Below are 17,385 nucleotides of genomic sequence, written 5' to 3'. Positions count from 1 at the left end.
CGGTCGGCCAGGCGCTCGTTTCAGCCCGAGACCTCCGCCTGCCTGCGCACCCACGCCACCGCCCTGCCCAGGAACGGCGACGCGTCCCCTGCCCGATAGCTCATGATCACCGGCGACACGAAGCCCGGCGCATCGATCGGACAATAGCGGACGTCGTCCCGGTGCAGCCGCTGGACCGACGATGGCACCAGCGTGATGCCCAGCCCCGCGGCGACCAGGCCGAGCGCGGTCTGCAGCTCGTTGGCTTCCTGCACCACGCGCGGCTGCAGTCCCTGGGCGCGGAACAACGACAGCACGTGGTCCGCATAGCTGGGGCGCGGACGCGCGGGATAGAGGATCAGCCCGCGCCGCGCCAGTTCGGCCGGCGCCATTGGACCATCGCCACCGCCGCCTTCGCGTTCGCCCGGGGCGGCCCGTGTCGGCAACGCCGCCACCAGCGGCTCGGCCATCACCACCTGCTGCACGATGGCGGGGTCGCTCAGCGCCAGCCGGCCGAAGCCCAGGTCGATGCGGCCGGACTTCAGCGCCTCGAGCTGCTGCACCGAGATCATTTCCGTCAGGCCCACCTCGACCTCGCTCTGGTCCGCGCGCAGTTCGCGGATCAGGTCCGGCAGCACGCCATAGAGCACCGACGGCACGAAGCCGATGCCGAACCAGCGCTTCTCGTTGCGGCCGATGCGCCGGGTGCCCTCGATCATCTCGTCAAGCCGCTGCGTCAGCTGCAGCGATTGCTCGAGCAGGAAGCGTCCGGCCTCGGTCAGCCGCAGGCCGCGGCCGACGCGCTCGAACAGCGGCACGCCCAGTTCATCCTCGAACTGGCGGATCTGGCGCGACAGCGGCGGCTGCGCGATATGCAGCAGCGCGGCCGCGCGCGTCACGTTGAGCTCGCGCGCGACGGTCTGGAAATAGCGCAGATGGCGCAGTTCCATGGTGGCCTCCTTGAATCGGGATCCATACCTCACAGGTATGGAATCAGACATCATCGGTCTTGGACAGCGCATTGGTCAAGCCGCATACTGGGCCACGAACCCTCAATCCAATCCCTCAGGTATGGCAACCACCATCACATCCGTCGACGCGATCCTGGTCGACCTGCCCACCATCCGCGCGCATCAGCTGGCCATGGCGACCATGCAGCAGCAGACGCTGGTCATCGTGCGGCTGCGCGCCAGCGACGGCATCGAAGGCATCGGCGAGGCCACCACGATCGGCGGCCTGTCCTATGGCGAGGAAAGTCCCGAAGGCATCAAGCTGACCATTGATACCTATCTGGCGCCCGCACTGATCGGTCAGGACGCCGCCAATATCCATGGCGCGATGGCGCGGCTGAACAAGGTCGCGCGCGGCAACCGCTTTGCCAAGTCGGCGCTGGAAACCGCGCTGCTCGACGCGCAGGGCAAGCGGCTCGGCGTGCCGCTCGCCACGCTGCTCGGCGGTACGGTGCGCGACGCGCTGCCGGTGCTGTGGACGCTGGCCAGCGGCGATACCGCCCGCGATATCGAGGAGGCCGAGCGCCTGCTGGCCGAGCGCCGCCACGACACCTTCAAGCTGAAGATCGGCCGCCGCGCGGTGCGCGACGACGTCGCCCATGTCGCGGCGATCAAGCGCGCGCTGGGTGACCGCGCCCGCGTGACGGTCGACGTCAACCAGGCCTGGAACGAGGCCGACGCGGCCACCGGCGTCGCGATGCTGGAGGCGGCCGGCATCGACCTGATCGAGCAGCCGATCGCACGGGAGAACCGCGTCGGGCTGGCGCGGCTGGCGGCGCGCTTCGTGGTGCCGATCATGGCCGACGAAGCAGTGACCGGGCCGGAGGACGCGATGGAACTGGCGCGCCTGGGCGCGGCCGATGTGTTCGCGCTGAAGATCGCCAAGTCCGGCGGCATCTTCGGCATGCTGCGCACCGCCGCGGTCGGCGATGCGGCCGGCATCGCGCTCTATGGCGGCACCATGCTCGAAGGCAGCGTCGGCACCATCGCCGCGGCGCACGGCTTCTGCACGCTGCCGCAACTGGCCTGGGGCACCGAGCTGTTCGGGCCGCTGCTGCTCAAGGACGACGTGGTGGTCGAACGTCCAGGCTATCGGGACTTCGCGCTGCGGCTGCCCGACGGCCCCGGCCTGGGTCTCGCGCTCGACGAGGACAAGCTCGCGCATTACCGGCGCGATCGCGCATAGCACCGACAACAACGACATGATGGCCACGTAACGGCCGCACCACGCCCGTGTAAGCGCCGCACCACAGCCGCATCACCGCTGGATAACGCCACCGAGATGCGCCGAACGCGCGCCGGGCACCCTGGTTTCGAACTTCACGAAGGAACGGAGACAATGAAGTCGCTCACTCTCGCCACCGTGGTCCTCGGCCTGGCCGCGGCCCTCACCACGCCGGCCGCGCAGGCCGCCTACCCCGAACGTCCGATCCGCTGGATCGTCCCCTTCCCCGCCGCCGGCGCGATGGACAATATCGCCCGCACGCTCGGCGAGGAGATGTCGCAAACGCTGGGGCAATCGATCGTGGTGGAAAACCGCCCCGGGGCCGGCGGCAATATCGGCGCCGAGCTGGTCGCGCGCTCGCCCGCCGACGGCTACACGATGCTGATCGTCGCCAACGGCATAGCGGTCAATCCGGCGCTGTACCGCAAGCTGAGCTACGACCCGATCAAGGATTTCGCGCCGGTCTCGCTGTTGGCCGTGGTGCCGAACGTGTTGGTCGCCAACAAGGCCAAGACCAGCGCCAAGACCGTGCCGGAGGTGATCGCCAGCGCGAAGAGCCAGCCGGGCAAGTACACCTACGCGTCGGCGGGCAACGGCACCTCGATCCATCTGGCTGGCGAACTCTTTACGTCGATGGCAGGCGTCGAGCTGCTGCACGTGCCCTACAAGGGCAGCGGCCCCGCGGTCACCGACCTGCTCGGCGGCCAGGTCGACTACATGTTCGACAGCATCACGTCCGCCAAGCCGCATATCGATGCGGGCAAGCTGACGGCGATCGCGGTGACGACCAGCAAGCGCTCGGCCACGCTGCCCAATGTGCCGACCGTGGCAGAGGCCGGGCTGCCGGGCTACGAGTTGTCGCCATGGTTCGCCGCCTTCGTGCCGGCCGGCACGCCGCCCGCGGTGGTCGAGTCGCTGAACCGCGCGATGGTCGAGGCGCTGCGCAAGCCCGCAGTGCAGAAGCGCCTCGCGGCGATCGGCGCCGAGCCCATCGGCAGCACGCCGGCCGAGCTGAAGCAGCATCTGGCGAAAGAAACCGACAAATGGGGCAAGCTGATCCGCACGCGGGGGATTCGGGCGGATTGAACTGGATTTCCCGTGTGCCCTCTGCCGCCGCAGCGGGCTTCGCTCTCCCCCCGGAGCAGGCCCGCGATCTTCTCCCCTCCCCCCCCCCGGAGCAGGCCCGCGGTCTTCTCCCCTCTCCCGCCATGCGGGAGAGGGGTTCGGGGAGAGGGAAAGGGCGGTGGCGATACGAAGGTGCTCGCTTGCGCGAGTGCCTTGCCCTCTCCCCCACCCCTCTCCCACGCGTGGGAGAGGGGAGCCGATGGCGGGCCGTGGCGTGACGTTCGGCGCTGCCTGCCTCCCAGCCTCTCCCACGGCGTGGGAGAGGGGAGCCGATAGCGGACCGTGATGTTACGTTTGGCGCTGCCTGCTCTCCCCGCATCCCAGCCTCTCCCCTCAAGTTTTTCTACCAACTGCCGTTGTCTGACATCGACCCCCGAAGCAATCGTCAGCGAACGGGCGGCAACACAAGAGCGAAGAGCGAATACGCAGCACGCACGCGGGACGTCCGCGGGCGTGGCGTTGTTCGCCGCGATTCAATGTCCATCAGGTAGAAGAAATGAAAAACTTGGGAATAGGTGCACGCCTTGGCATCGGCTTTGGCGTGGTATTGCTGCTGTCCACGCTGATGACCGGACTTGGCATCCTGCGGTTGCAGCAGGTCGCGGAGCGCACGCATGACATGATGCAGCAGCCGCTGGCCAAGGAACGGCTGGTCAGCGACTGGTACCGCTACATGCATACCAGCGTGCGCCGGACCACCGCGGTGGCCAAGAGCTCCGATCCGACGCTCGGCGCGTTCTTCGCGAACGAGACCAAGAACTCGGTCAAGGCGATTGCCGATCTGCGCGACAAGATCGAGCCGCTGCTGAGCACCGACGCCGAGAAGCAGGCGTTCCAGACCATCCTGCGCGTGCGCGAACCGTACAACGCCTCGCGCGACAAGATCACCAAGCTGAAGCAGGAAGGGTTGACCGACGAGGCCAACACCGTGCTGGAGAAGGAATTCGTGCCGGCCGGCGACGCCTATCTGGGCGAGATCCAGAAGCTGCTCGACATCCAGCGCGCCAGCATCGACGCCACCGCGCGCGACATCAACGCGGTCTACCAGACCGCGCGCAACCGCTTGATCGGACTGGGCGTGCTGGTGCTGGGCATCGGCATCGCGTTCGCGGTCTGGCTGACCCGCGGCATCACCCGTCCGCTGCATCGCGCTGTCAGCATCGCGCGAACCGTCGCCGCCGGCGATCTGAGCGCCCGCATCGACGTCGACAGCAAGGACGAAACCGGTCAGCTGCTGCAGGCGCTGGCCGAGATGAACGGCAACCTGCTGCGCATCGTCAACGAGGTTCGCCTCGGCACCGAGGCCATCGCCACCGGCACCAGCCAGATCGCCGTCGGCAATACCGACCTGTCGCAGCGCACCGAGGAACAGGCCGCGTCGCTGCAGGAGACCGCGTCGAGCATGGAGCAGCTGACCAGCATCGTCCGGCAGAACGCCGACAACGCCAAGCAGGCCAGCCGCCTCGCGGTCGACGCCTCCGACATCGCCGTCAAGGGCGGCGATGTGGTCGGCCAGGTGGTCAACACCATGGACGAGATCCACGGCGCGTCGAAGAAGGTCACCGACATCATCGCGGTGATCGAGAGCATCGCCTTCCAGACCAATATCCTGGCGCTGAACGCCGCGGTGGAAGCCGCGCGCGCCGGCGAACAGGGCCGCGGCTTCGCGGTCGTCGCCGGCGAAGTGCGCAGCCTCGCGCAGCGCAGCGCCACCGCCGCCAAGGAAATCAAGTCGCTGATCGACGATTCGGCCGAGCGCGTCGAGAAGGGTTCGCAGCTGGTGTCGGAGGCCGGTCAGACCATGGAAGAGATCGTCGGCGCGGTCAAGCGCGTCACCGACATCATGGGCGAGATCAGCGCGGCGTCGGCCGAGCAGAGCGCCGGCATCGAGCAGGTGAACCAGGCCGTCACGCAGATGGACACCGTGACGCAGCAGAACGCCGCGCTGGTCGAGCAGGCCGCCGCCGCGGCCGGCTCGCTGGAAGAACAGGCCAAGCGCCTGAAGCAGGCGGTGTCGACGTTCCGCCTCGGTACGGCGCAACTGGCAGCGTGATTCGCCGGAACGACCGATGAAACGGGCCGCGAAATGCGGCCCGTTTTGCTTTGCTGGACTCAATAAAAGCACCAATCCTTGTCAAAAGTACCTGCCTGACGGACATGCCATCCCGGACGCATCGGCTATTGCACCGTGGCGCGGATCCTGCGTGGTTGCGCGGTGCAGCCCGAACACCAGGCTGCATACCGCAGCACATCTCGGCACATCCCAGCACTTGGCAGTACATCGCAACCGGAGGATCTGCAATGAGCATCTTTGGCGAAATCCTGAACAGGCTGCGCGGCAAGGCGCGGCCCGAGCCCTCCACGCAGGCGTCGACGCAGGCCCAGCAGCCGCAGACCGGCACCGCGGGCCAGCCTCAGACCGGCGCTGCCGGGCAGGCGCAGGGCGCTGCGCCGCCGGCCACGGCGCCGGTGACGGCGGGCGTCGGCGGCGGCAATACCACTGCCGGCGCAACGGCCGGCGGCACCGCAACCGGTGCCGCGCAGGCGCCGCTGTCGGAGGTCGACGTCGAGAAGATTCTCGACGACCTCGCACAGCAGAGCGGCCAGAAGCTGAACTGGCGCACGTCGATCGTCGACACGATGAAGGCGCTGGGGCTGGACAGCAGCCTCGAGCATCGCAAGGAGCTTGCGCGCGAGCTGCAATACAACGGCGACATGAACGACTCGGCCGCGATGAACACGTGGCTGCACAAGCGCGTGATGCAGGAACTGGCGCGGAACGGCGGCAAGCTGCCGCCGGAATTGCGGGACTGACGTTTCGCGTGAAAGCGAGGGAGCGCGATCCCCCCTCCTTCTTCTCTCCTCGTCGCCCCCGCGAAGGCCGGGGGTCTAGCGGCTTGCATCAGCAGAGAGCAAAGACCCCTGGTCTCCGCGTTCGCGGGGACGACGGGATACGCTGCGGGCTCTACCGCCAGTTCGTCTGCGGATCGAGCGGATAGACCGGCCGCGCCACGCGCTCGAACGGAAAGCGCTCGTAGCGCGAGCTGGTCACGCCCTCCCCATCGCACTCGACCACGGCACGGGCGATCGGCACGAACACCGGCCGGCAGTACATCCGCGATTTCAGCAGCAGGAAGCGCGCGCGATGCGGATCCACGCCGATATGCGTGAAGATGCCGAGGTCCCAATGCTCCTGCGGCGTCTCGACGATCACGATCTGCGCGGCGCCGATATCGAGCAGCGCGCTGCGTCCCATGCGGATGCGCTGGCCGGTATAGGTCGGGCCGCTGATCACGTATTCGCCGTCGCCGAGCGCGGCCACCTTGCCGGTCAGGGGCTTCGACTGGGGATAGACGCCGAGCTGGGTCAGCGCCACCTTGTCGCCGACCGGCAGCGTCACCGTGGCGCCGACGCCGGCGGCGATCAGCGCGGCCACCGCCTCCGGATCGCAGACCGGCCCGACCGCGATGCCGGTCAAGCCCTGTGCCAGCGCTTCGTGCAGCACGGCCATGTTGTCGCAAGTGCCGCCGGACATGCAGTTGTCGCCGTGGTCGAGCAATAGCACGGGGCCCTCGCCCGGCGCGTCGGCAAGTTCGGCCGCGCGTGCGATCGATTGCGCCAGCGGCTCGCTGTCGTAGACGAAGCCGGCGCGGTCGTCCCAGATCTGCTGGGCAATGCGTTGCGCGACCGCGTCTGCGGCGGCGGCATCGCCGTCGCCGACCACGATCACGCTCAGGCAAGGCGCCGCGATATCGGCCAGGCCGAAGCCGGCCAGCACCGAAACCGCCAGCATGCCTTGCGCTTCCGCCTCCCTGGCGAGCGCCACCGCGCGCTGCATCGCGCCCTGATCGGTGCGGCTGCACAGCGTATGCGTCAGCAGCGGCAGGCGGCGCCAGGCCACCACCGGTTTCGTGCGGCCCGCGATATGGTCGAGCAGCAGCCGGCCCGCGTGCTCGCCGGTCTCGTACATATCCACATGCGGATAGGTCTTGAAGCTGACCGCCACGTCGACGTGGTCGATCAGCTTCTGCGTGATATTGCCGTGCAGGTCCAGCGCGACCGCGATCGGCTTGTCGGGCAGTACCGCGCGCAGGCGTTCGAGCAGGTCGCCCTCGCCGTCGTCGCTGTTCTCGGCCACCATCGCGCCGTGCAGGTCCAGCATCACCGCATCGCAGCCAGGCGCGGCCTCGACGATCGCGTCGCACAGCGCGGTATAGGCCTGCTCCGCGACGCGGCCGCTGGGGTTGGCCCCGGCGATCACCGGCACCACGATCTCGGCGCCGGCCGCTTCGGCCAGCTCGATGAAGGCGCCGGCCGCGGTGCGCGTGCCGCGCGCGGCGCGATAGCCGTCCTCGCCATAGCGCGGGTCGAACGAGGCCAGCGGCGTGGGCACCGGCGAGAAGGTATTGGTCTCGTGATTGAGGCGGGCGATCAGGATTTTCATCGCGTGGGTCCGGGTCGGTGCGGTGTAGGTCGGAGGCCGATGTCGGGCAGCGGAGGCAGCGGGGCAGCGCCCTCAGCGCCGGCGCGCGGCGTCGAGCATCGCGTGCAGCAGCACGTTGGCGCCGGCCTCCAGATGCTCGGGGCGGGCGTCCTCGATCTCGTTATGGCTGATGCCGTCCTTGCACGGCACGAAGATCATCGCAGTCGGTGCGACCCGAGCCAGATAGACGGCATCGTGGCCGGCGCCGCTGACCACTTCCATTGCCGACAGCCCCAGCTGCGTGGCGCCGTCGCGCACGGCCTGCACCAGCCGTGGCTCGAAGGGCTGCGGCGGGAAATAGACCACCTGCCGGACTTCGATGTCGATGCCCGAACGTTCGGACAGCGCAGTGCAGGCCCGATGCAGGGCCGCGTCCATCGCGGAGAGCACGGTGTCGTCGGCGGCGCGCAGGTCCACCGTCATCGTCACGCGGCCCGGGATCACGTTGCGCGAGTCGGGATGGACCGACAGGCAGCCGACCGTGCCGCGCCCGTGCGGCGGATGGTCCAGCGCGATGCGGTTGACGATGCCGACCAGTTCGGACGCGGCCAGCAGCGCGTCGCGCCGAAGCGCCATCGGCGTGGGTCCGGCGTGCGCCTCCATGCCGGTCAGCACCACGTCGTACCAGCGTTGTCCGAGCGCGCCGGTGACCACGCCAATCACCGTGTCGTTCGCCTCGAGCACCGGACCCTGTTCGATATGGGCCTCGAAATAAGCGCCGACGGCGCGGCCGCCGACCGGCTCGGCGCCGGCATAGCCGATCTCGTTCAGCGCGTCGCCGACGCGCACGCCGTCGCGGTCTGTTTGCGCCAGCACATGGTCGAGTGCGAACTCGCCGATGAAGGCCCCCGAGCCCATCATCACCGGCACGAAGCGCGAGCCCTCTTCGTTGGTCCACACCGCGACCTCGAGCGGCGCGTCGGTGACGATGCCGGCGTCGGCCAGCGTGCGCAACACTTCCAGCCCGGCCAGCACGCCAAAGTTGCCGTCGAACTTGCCGCCGGTCGGCTGCGTATCGATATGGCTGCCGGTCATCACCGGCGGCAGCGTGTCGTCGCGTCCGGCCCGGCGCGCGAAGATATTGCCGATCGCATCGACGCGTACCGTGCAGCCGATTGCCTTGGCCTCGGCGACGAAGAAGTCGCGGCCCTGGCGATCGAGATCGGTCAGCGCGAGCCGGCAGACGCCGCCCTTGGACGTCGAACCGATCTGTGCGAGCCGCATCAGTGCGTCCCACAGGCGGGCGCCGTCGATGCGCAGCGCGTCGATATCCGGCGCTGGAACGGCGTTGGCCTGGGGGTGCATGGTGAGGTCAACTGACATGTCGATATTCCGAAGCTAGCTCTTTGTCGTCCCCGCGCAGGCAGGGGCCCAGCGGCTTGAAGTCGCTGGGTCCCCGCCTGCGCGGGGACGACGGAATGGAAACGGTGACGGCGCGATCGTCACGCCGCCAGGCCCACGCCGAGATAGCGGTCCTTGACCGCCTCGTCGGCGATGAATTGCGCATTGGTACCGGTATAGACGACCGCGCCCTGCTCGATGATCACGTGCCGCTCGGCTAACTGCGTGCAGACCTCCAGGTTCTGCTCGACCAGCAGGATCGGCACGCCGGCCGCCTTGATCAACTTCAGCTGCGCAACGATTTCCTCGACGATCACCGGCGCCAGGCCTTCGACCGGCTCGTCGAGCATCAGCAGGCGCGGATGGTTCATCAGCGCGCGGGCAATGGCCAGCATCTGCTGCTCGCCGCCGGAGAGGTTTGCACCGCTGTTGCGGCGCCGCTCGCGCAGCCGCGGGAAGATCCGGTAGACGTCGTCGAGCTGCCATGGGGAATCGCGCCGGGCCCCGAGCTTCAGGTTCTCCTCGACGGTCAGCAGCTTGAAGATGCCGCGATGCTCGGGCACGAAACACAGCCCCTGGGCGGCGATCCGGTGCGGCGGCAGCCCCGCGATATCGTTGCCGCGAAACCGCACGCGGCCGCCGCGTGGCGGCACCACGCCGGCGATCGCCTTCAGCGTGGTCGACTTGCCGGCGCCGTTGCGGCCCAGCAGCGTCACCAGTTCGCCCTCGCCCACCGCGAGCGAGACGCCCTGCAGCACATGGCTCTTGCCGTAGTAGCCATGGATGGCCTGCACATCGAGCATCGTCATCGCTGGCCTCCGGTGATCATGTTGCCGAGATAAGCCGCGCGCACGCGCGGATCGCCCCGCACGGTGTCGGGCGGGCCTTCCATCAGCACCTTGCCCTGTTGCATCACGGTGATGGTGTCGGAAATGTCCATCACGATGTCCATGTTGTGCTCGATCAGCACGACGGTATGGTCCTCGGCCAGCCCGCGGATCAGCCGCTTCATCGCGCCGAGATCGTCCACGCCCATGCCCGAGGTCGGCTCGTCGAGGAAGATCGCGCGCGGCCGCGCGGCCAGCGCCATGCCGACTTCGAGCCGGCGCTGCTGGCCGTGCGACAGCGCACCGGCGACCGCGCCGGCGACGCGGGTCAGCTCGAGCCGCTCGAGCACACGCTCGACCGTCTCCGTACAGGCCAGCTCGCCGACCGGACGGCGCCAGCAGTTCATCGCGCGCCGCGGCTGCGTGCCGAGCGCGGCCAGCCGCAGGTTCTCGCGCACCGGCAGGCTGGGAAACAGGCTGGTGACCTGGAACGAGCGCGCGATGCCGCGCTGCACGCGCTGGTAGTCGGTCTCGCCGGTGACGTCGTGCCCGTCGAAGACGATGCGCCCGCTGGTCACGCTGCGCGTGCCGGTCAGCATATGGAACAGCGTGGTCTTGCCGGCGCCGTTCGGACCGATCACCGAATGCACGGTGCCCGGCATCACGCGAAGATCCACGCCGCCCAGCGCCATGAACTTGCCGTACTGCTTGACCACGCCGGTGGCCTCCAGAATCGGGGCGGTCATGCGCGTTCCTCCCGCGTGGTGACGACTTCCGTGGCGACTCCCGCGGCGGCTTCCGTGTCGGGGCCGATCGCGGCGGGCTCGCGGCGGATGCCGCGCAGCCGCAGCCATATCGTCGTGCCCAGCCCCCACAGGCCGCGCTGCATGAACAGGCTGACCGCGATCAGCAGGAAGCCCAGCAGCATCAGCCAGCGCGGCCACAGTGTCGACAGCCAGTCGGCCAGCAGCACATAGAACGCCGCGCCCAGCACCGACGCAAACACGTTGGCGGTGCCGCCGATCACCGTCATGATCAGGATCATCTCGCTGACGTGGTAGTCGATATTGGCCAGCGGCGCGATGCCGGTCAGCATCGCATGCAGGCCGCCGGCGAGCCCGGTTACCGCGCCGGAGATCACGAAGGCCAGCAGCTTGAACGCCTTGATGTTGTAGCCGACCGCCAGCGCCCGCTCCTCGTTGTCGCGGATTGCCAGCAGCGTGCGGCCGAACACCGAATCGGTGACGCGCAGCACCAGGAAGAACACCACCAGGAACAGCACCGCGACGAAGCCGTAGAACTGCCACGGCGAGGCCAGCGAGACCAGCTCGCGCCCGGCGATCGACAGCGCGGGTCTCGGGATGTCGAGCAGGCCGTTGTCGCCGCCGGTCAGCGACGGCACCGAATAGGCCAGGAAATAGAACATCTGCGAGAACGCCAGCGTCAGCATCACGAAGTAGGTGCCGCGCTGCCGGATCGAGAACCAGCCGACCAGCGCCGCCGCCCCCGCGCCGATGGCGATCGCCAGCGCCAGCGAAATTGGCACCGGCAGCGCGATGCGGGTCAGCGCCAGGCCCAGCGAATAGCTGCCCAGGCCGAAGAAGATGCCCTGGCCGAACGACAGCAGGCCGGTGTAGCCGAGCAGCAGGTTACAGGCCATCACGGCCATCGCGTAGATCAGCACCTCGGTCGCCAGCGTGCCGGAGCGCAGCGTCAACGGCAGCAGCAGGGTGACGGCCAGCGCGAGCCACCAGAATCGATACGCCATCATCCCCTCCCCAGCAGGCCGTGCGGACGCAGCAGCAGCACCGCGGCCATCGCGACATAGATCATCAGCCTGGCGCCCTCGGGCCACAGCGTGCTCATCAGGCTTTGCACCACGCCGACGAGCAGCCCGCCGATCAGCGCGCCGGTGAAGCTGCCCATGCCGCCGACCACCACGACGATGAAGGCGACGCCCAGCGCCTCGACGCCCATGAACGGTTCGGCGCCGCGGATCGGCGCGGCCAGCACGCCTGCGATCGCGGCGGTGGCCGCCCCGAGCGCGAACATCAGGCTGAACAACCGGAACACGTTGATGCCGAGCAGCGACACCATCTCCGTCGACTCGCTGCCGGCACGCACCGCGCTGCCGAGCCGCGTGCCCTCCAGCAGCCACCACAGCGCCACCGCCAGCAGCGCGGTGAACGCGATGACGAACAGCCGGTACTTCGGATAGATGAAGTCGCCCCACATCACCACGCCCTGCAGCGCGTCGGGCGGCGGCACGTCGACGCCGAGCGGCCCCCAGCCGACGATGATCAGCTCCTGCACGGCGAGCGCGAGGCCCACCGTCACCAGGATGTGGAACTCATGGGGCTGGGCATAGACGTGGCGCAGCATCACGCGCTCGACCAGCCAGGCCAGCGCACCGATCACCAGCGGCGCCAGCACCAGCGCGGCCCAGAAGTTCATGCCCAGCTGCAGCGCCTGGAAGCACAGATACGCGCCGAGCGCATAAAAGGCGCCGTGCGCGAAATTGACGAAGCGCAACAGGCCGAAGACGATCGACAGGCCGACGGCCAGCAGGAAATACAGCATGCCGATGCCAATGCCGTTGATGACCTGCAACAGGTAGACGTTCATGAAGCGGTTTTCGCTATGGCTGTCGCGTTGGATAGCGCCCTCTGATCATCGAAGGCGCAGCGTTCTCCCGCTCCCCTTCAGGGGGAGAGGGTTGGCGAGAGGGGGTGGTTTCAACGCGCGGTAGCGTGACGACCGCCCCTTGCCCTCTCCCCCACCCCTCTCCCGCAAGCGGGAGAGGGGAGAAAACCAGCAGGGTTGCTCAGGCCATCTTGCACTGGGTCTGTTCGGGCGGCAGGAAGGCCTTGCCGATGCTGATCACGTCGGCGTAGTCGTCCTTGTCCTTCATCTTGCTCTTGGCCTTGCCCTTGAGCAGGTAGTAGTTCTTCAGCACCTGGTGGTCGGCGGCGCGGATTTCCTCGGGGCCGGTCAGCCCTTCGTACTTGAGCCCCTCCATCGCCGCGATCACGGCCTTCGGGTCGGCGCTGCCGGCCTTGACCATCGCGTCGAGCATCAGCTTGGTACAGATATAGGAACCAGCCAGGCTGTAGTTTGGATTGGACTTGAAGGCCGTCTTGCAGCGCTGCACCAGATCGCGGTTCAGCGGCGTGTCGACGCCGTGCCAGTACTGCGCGCCGAAATAGACGCCGTCGCACAGGTCCGCGCCCAGCGATTCGAACTGCTCGAGCCCGGAGGCCCAGGCCAGCAGGATCGTCGTGTTCTTCTTCATGCCGAAGCTGACCGCCTGGCGCAGCGTGTCGGCCGATTGCGAGCCGAAGTTCAGGATCAGCAGCACGTCGGGCTTGGCAGCGATCGCATTGGTCAGATAGCCGCTGAACTCCTTCTCGTTGAGCGCGTGGTAGCTGTTGCCCACATGCTCGATGCCCTTCTCCTTGAAGATATTCTTTGCCGCCGACAGCAGGCCCTCGCCGAACACGTATTGCGGCGTGATCGTGTACCAGCGCTTCGCCTTGGGCATCGATTCGATCAGCGGCCGCACGGTGCGCTCGATCGCGCCATAGGTCGGCACCGACCAGCGGAAGGTCGCGCGGTTGCAGTCCTTGCCGGTGATCTCGTCGGCGCCGGCGGTGGTGACGAAGACCCCGCCGAACTTCTCGGCCTCCTTGCCCATCGCCAGCGATTCCGACGACAGGATGCCGCCGGCGAAGTAGCGCGCGTTCTTCTGCTGCGCCAGCTCCTGCACCTTGCGCACCGCGGTGGCGGGCTTGCCTTCGGTATCGAGCACGCTGTAGCGCAACGGCTTGCCGAGCACCTTGCCGTATTGCTCGACGATCAGCTTCATGCCAAGGTCGGCGAACTTGCCGTTGGCGGCGAACGGGCCGGACATCGGCACCGGACAACCGAGTTCGATCGCATCGTCGGCGGCCAGCACGGCACCGGCGCGCAGCAGGGAGGCGGGGACGGCGGCCAGCGCGCCGAGTTTGAGCACGTCACGACGATTCAAAGCTCACTCCTTGGATCTGTGGGGTCCATCGAAAGGGAAGGTCCGGCACGCGACAGGATCGCAACAGCGCTACAGCAAGAATCGAACCCGTTTATTCTATTTATACGTATAAACTGGTTGAAGGCATCATAGGAGCCGGTTTGCGCGACTGTCAATGAAGCGCCGGTCAGGGTTTACCTGCGCCCGTGCAGGCGCCGGTCATGCGCGAAGGCGGTGCCCGGTGCACCGCGATGGACCGCGATGGACCGCGATGGACCGCTGCATGGACCACTGCGGCACCGCCGCGACCCGGCAAGGCGCATGCCGCGCCGGCATGGCGATCAAACGAAAGGAAGGACAATCCATGGTGACGTTCCGCGGCGCGAAGGCGCCGGCTCTGGCGATCCGCAAGCAGAAGCGCGCCGACCTGGTGGCGGAGGAACTGAAGCGCCTGATCACCGAGCGCGACCTGAAGCCCGGCGACAAGCTGCCGCAGGAGATCAAGCTGCAGCAGACCTTCGGCGTCAGCAAGAGCACGATCCGCGAAGCGCTGAAGTCGCTGGAGGTGCAAGGGCTGATCAGCGTCAGCACCGGTCCGGCCGGCGGCGGCACCATCGTCGAGGTGCCGCTGGACCGCACCTTCCAGCTGATGCAGAACTATCTGTTCTTCAAGGACGTCGGCATCGCCGACGTGTACACGGTGCGCCGGCTGCTCGAGCCGGAGCTGGCCGCCGGCGCGGTGCCGCACCTGACCGAGGACGATTTCCGCGCGCTCGAGCATACGATCGACCTGTGCGACCCCACCTCGGCCTCGGCGGCCGCGCCGCTGGACCAGCGCCAGGAGGACCTGAGCTTCCACGACATCCTGGCCGCGGCCAATCCGAATCCGATGCTGCGCTTCTGCTGCGAACTGATCAACGAGATGCTGCGGCAGCTGGTGGTGTTCGGCAACGACACGCCCGCCTGCGAGCACGAGAAGTTCGGCGCGTCCAATGTCCGCTTCCACAAGAAGATCGTCGCGGCGGCCCGCGCGCGCGATGCCGAGCAGGTGCGCAAGCTGATGGCCGCGCATATGCAGGACTGCACGCGCCATATCACGCGGATGAACGGCCGCGTGCACGGCCGGCTGGTGCTCGACTCGGAATTGCCGCGCCGTTCGCTGGTGGTGCGGCCGCGCGTTCGCGAGCCAGAGCAGGCCGATTGACGGCGCGGCCCCAGGCGAACATCGTTCGCGCACGGCGACGCAATATCGCGATACCGCGATCGCAGCCTCGGCTTTCTCTCAGTCGGCGACCTTTTTCGACAGGGCGGCGGTCGGGTCCACGCCGGGGCCCATCACGCATTGCGCGTGCAATCTCCGCAGTGCGCAATACAGGGCCTCGCGCTCGCCGGTGTCCAGCAGCCGGAGTACCGCGGCCTGATGGCGACGCGCCAGCGGGATCACCTGATCGTGCAGCGCCATGCCGGCGCGCGTGATGCTGCAAAACAGCTTCTTGCGCGGCGTATTTCCGGCGTTGCGCAGCTTCACCAGCCCCCGCTGTTCCAGAAGGCGCAGCGTGCGGCTGACCAGTGCCTTGTCCGAGGTGGACTGCACTACCAGTTCGGCGAACGGCAATTCCCCCGCATGCGCGAGCAGCGCAAGCAGCCGCCATTCCGGCACGGTCAATCCGAACTGCTCGGCGTAGGGCTGGGTCACGGTCCGCCGCAGTGCATTGACGAGCTGACCCAGCATCGTGGTCAGGAAATCGTCGACCGTCAGGCCGGTTCCCTGTTCATCAAGCGCGGTCCAGGGCGTGCGCGCCTCGCGCGTTCCGGCGGCATCCTGGCCACCGACGTCTGCAGGTGTCTTCATCGTATCGGCGTGGATCCAAGGGGTGAGATGGGCGGCGATTGTCGCACGGGGATCGGGGGGCCAGATTCGATGCGGCGTTCCGCACGCAGCGATTTGGAAGTCGTGCGCCATTCCATAAAGGAGGCGGATTGATATGGGTGAGGGTTCGGCGCCGTCGTTGGGGTCAGGTGGACGGCGCCGCCGAATGCATGCGGGCTGCGTGCAGCCCTTAAAACTACCTGGGAGCGTCTTCGAAGACTTCAGCAAGCGTTCTTGCGTGGACCGCGCGTCTTGCCCAGCCGATCAGCTCTTCTTCATCCCTCGACGAGTTGATCCTGTCGACGACAGACTGCGGTAAGCCCCCGAAACGGCCGGTAAGCGCCCTTTCGAGGACCCAGCTTGCCCCCTCCCGCACTCCTTTCCGCCAGCCCTCCTCCCAGCCCTTCTTCCAGCCCTGCTTTTCGTACTCCCAAGCCCACTCTTTGAAGCGCTTCTCCAACGGCATATTGTTCTCCGGGACGTCTATCTTGAATCTCAGTGATTGATTGGCGTTTCGTCTGCCGGCGATTCGCGGAACACATCGGCCAATGTTTTTGCGTGAAATATGCGCAGGGCCCACCGATTGAGCTCCTTCTCGGTTGCGCCATCAATCTTGGCCGCGACATATTCGGGCAAGGCGCCGAAGCGGTCGGTCAGTTGCCGTTGCAAGCATCCGGCTTCTCCCTTCATCCGCCCCTGTTCAAAGTACTCATGCGCCCACACCTTGAAACTCTGACTTAGCTTCATCTTCATCTCCACAAGATCATTGACTACGGGTACCTCCAACGTGTTGCCGCTGCGCCTGCCGATCAGTCCCGGCAACACGTTGAGGAAGATTCGCTTCAGTCCTTCGTCGCCTTTGACGATGTCCGCGAGCTTGTCGATCAACTCGCCGACCTCCTGCTGGGTTTCCGCCTCTTCCAGCTGCATCAGCACGGCAACCGGATTGCGCATCGCGCGCAGCTGTTCCTTGCCGATGCGTCCGCTGTCCAACAACAGATATTTAAGCTTGGGCAGGTACTCACCGACAAGTCCGGGCACGTCCGGCAGCATCGCCGCGATATCGGTGGGTGCATCCCATGGCCCTTCACCGTTGTACAGGACGATGGGCAGCACCGGCGGGATGCCTCGTCGGGGCTTGACGTACTCCTTGCGGATCAGGCTTTGATAGAGCAGTCCCAGATAGGACATGATGCGCACCGGCATGCCGTGATCGACTGTGCTCTGAAACTCCATCATCAAATAGAGGTACAGCCATTCGTCATCGGCGCGGACCCGCCACACCATGTCGTTGGCCCGCTGTCGCAGATCGTCGGAGACGTAGTGGCCAGGGACGCATTCCAGCGTGCTGAAATCCAGCCCCTGTAACCATCCGTCGGGGATAAAGCCCGAGACAAGATTGCGGACCATCGCGGGCGATGAATACAGCTGCTTGTAGCTGGCGTCTTCGATTTGAACCATGGTTGGAACCGAGGAGTGTCGAGGCCGACAGCATCTTGCGCGCGGGCATTCGATGCTT

General features: G+C 67.1%; 16 protein-coding genes. 5 read left to right on the top strand and 11 right to left on the bottom strand.

From position 1 onward, the window contains the following. Window positions 1–20 precede the first annotated feature (20 nt). Entirely contained in the window at window positions 21–929 is a 909-nt protein-coding gene (locus M1D55_RS01830; protein ID WP_198753101.1) for a LysR family transcriptional regulator, read from the bottom strand. 121 nt (window positions 930–1,050) lie between these two features. Between M1D55_RS01830 and M1D55_RS01825 the strand changes: the two genes are divergently transcribed. The 4 genes from M1D55_RS01825 to M1D55_RS01810 all read left to right on the top strand — a co-directional run bounded on the left by M1D55_RS01825 (window position 1,051) and on the right by M1D55_RS01810 (window position 6,153). Further along, complete coding sequence (locus M1D55_RS01825) at window positions 1,051–2,175, top strand: muconate/chloromuconate family cycloisomerase (RefSeq protein WP_006576066.1); 1,125 nt, start codon at window positions 1,051–1,053, stop codon at window positions 2,173–2,175. 153 nt (window positions 2,176–2,328) lie between these two features. Next, window positions 2,329–3,300 carry a tripartite tricarboxylate transporter substrate binding protein gene (locus tag M1D55_RS01820; RefSeq protein ID WP_456280933.1) on the top strand — a complete coding sequence of 324 codons (972 nt, stop codon included), beginning with the start codon at window positions 2,329–2,331 and terminating at the stop codon, window positions 3,298–3,300. Window positions 3,301–3,835: 535 nt separating this feature from the next. Further along, window positions 3,836–5,392 (top strand): methyl-accepting chemotaxis protein, encoded by a 1,557-nt coding sequence (locus M1D55_RS01815; RefSeq protein ID WP_064574190.1) that lies wholly within the window; start codon window positions 3,836–3,838, stop codon window positions 5,390–5,392. A 248-nt stretch (window positions 5,393–5,640) separates the two neighbouring features. Further along, on the top strand, window positions 5,641–6,153 hold the full coding sequence (locus M1D55_RS01810) for a DUF3597 domain-containing protein (RefSeq protein WP_456280932.1): 513 nt from the start codon (window positions 5,641–5,643) through the stop codon (window positions 6,151–6,153). A gap of 151 nt (window positions 6,154–6,304) precedes the next feature. Here the strand turns inward: M1D55_RS01810 and M1D55_RS01805 are convergent, their stop codons facing one another. From M1D55_RS01805 to M1D55_RS01775, 7 genes are all read right to left on the bottom strand, one after another. Continuing rightward, window positions 6,305–7,783: a M81 family metallopeptidase gene (locus M1D55_RS01805; RefSeq protein ID WP_456280931.1), complete on the bottom strand. Its 1,479-nt coding sequence runs from the start codon at window positions 7,781–7,783 to the stop codon at window positions 6,305–6,307. A gap of 72 nt (window positions 7,784–7,855) precedes the next feature. Further along, window positions 7,856–9,127: a Zn-dependent hydrolase gene (locus tag M1D55_RS01800; protein WP_456281352.1), complete on the bottom strand. Its 1,272-nt coding sequence runs from the start codon at window positions 9,125–9,127 to the stop codon at window positions 7,856–7,858. Window positions 9,128–9,264: 137 nt separating this feature from the next. Beyond that, a complete protein-coding gene (locus M1D55_RS01795) occupies window positions 9,265–9,966 on the bottom strand; it encodes an ABC transporter ATP-binding protein (RefSeq protein ID WP_456281351.1) in 702 nt (233 codons plus the stop codon). 2 nt (window positions 9,967–9,968) lie between these two features. Next, window positions 9,969–10,736, bottom strand: coding sequence for an ABC transporter ATP-binding protein (locus M1D55_RS01790; RefSeq protein WP_456280930.1), 768 nt, complete (start codon window positions 10,734–10,736; stop codon window positions 9,969–9,971). Continuing rightward, window positions 10,733–11,758, bottom strand: a complete 1,026-nt coding sequence (locus tag M1D55_RS01785; protein ID WP_456281350.1) for a branched-chain amino acid ABC transporter permease — start codon at window positions 11,756–11,758, stop codon at window positions 10,733–10,735. The genes M1D55_RS01790 and M1D55_RS01785 overlap by 4 nt, the downstream gene beginning before the upstream one ends. Then, window positions 11,758–12,615, bottom strand: coding sequence for a branched-chain amino acid ABC transporter permease (locus M1D55_RS01780; protein ID WP_006579287.1), 858 nt, complete (start codon window positions 12,613–12,615; stop codon window positions 11,758–11,760). Before M1D55_RS01780 ends, M1D55_RS01785 begins: the two co-directional genes overlap by 1 nt. A 199-nt stretch (window positions 12,616–12,814) precedes the next feature. Continuing rightward, window positions 12,815–14,017: an ABC transporter substrate-binding protein gene (locus tag M1D55_RS01775; RefSeq protein WP_456280929.1), complete on the bottom strand. Its 1,203-nt coding sequence runs from the start codon at window positions 14,015–14,017 to the stop codon at window positions 12,815–12,817. Between the two features lie 343 nt (window positions 14,018–14,360). On the opposite strand from M1D55_RS01775, the gene M1D55_RS01770 reads away from it, so the two are divergent. Further along, the gene (locus tag M1D55_RS01770) at window positions 14,361–15,200 is read left to right on the top strand and encodes a FadR/GntR family transcriptional regulator (protein ID WP_064574201.1); all 840 of its coding nucleotides are present in this window, start codon (window positions 14,361–14,363) and stop codon (window positions 15,198–15,200) included. A gap of 78 nt (window positions 15,201–15,278) precedes the next feature. On the opposite strand, the gene M1D55_RS01765 is transcribed toward M1D55_RS01770, so the two are convergent. From M1D55_RS01765 to M1D55_RS01755, 3 genes are all read right to left on the bottom strand, one after another. After that, window positions 15,279–15,848: a MarR family winged helix-turn-helix transcriptional regulator gene (locus tag M1D55_RS01765; RefSeq protein ID WP_064574203.1), complete on the bottom strand. Its 570-nt coding sequence runs from the start codon at window positions 15,846–15,848 to the stop codon at window positions 15,279–15,281. Between the two features lie 214 nt (window positions 15,849–16,062). Continuing rightward, window positions 16,063–16,332, bottom strand: a complete 270-nt coding sequence (locus tag M1D55_RS01760) for an RpnC/YadD family protein (RefSeq protein ID WP_064574205.1) — start codon at window positions 16,330–16,332, stop codon at window positions 16,063–16,065. Window positions 16,333–16,361: 29 nt separating this feature from the next. Beyond that, window positions 16,362–17,327 carry an Rpn family recombination-promoting nuclease/putative transposase gene (locus M1D55_RS01755; RefSeq protein ID WP_456280928.1) on the bottom strand — a complete coding sequence of 322 codons (966 nt, stop codon included), beginning with the start codon at window positions 17,325–17,327 and terminating at the stop codon, window positions 16,362–16,364. Window positions 17,328–17,385 lie beyond the last annotated feature (58 nt).

Source organism: Cupriavidus sp. JZ107 (assembly GCF_053903255.1).
This window is presented reverse-complemented; position numbering and strand designations above follow the sequence as displayed.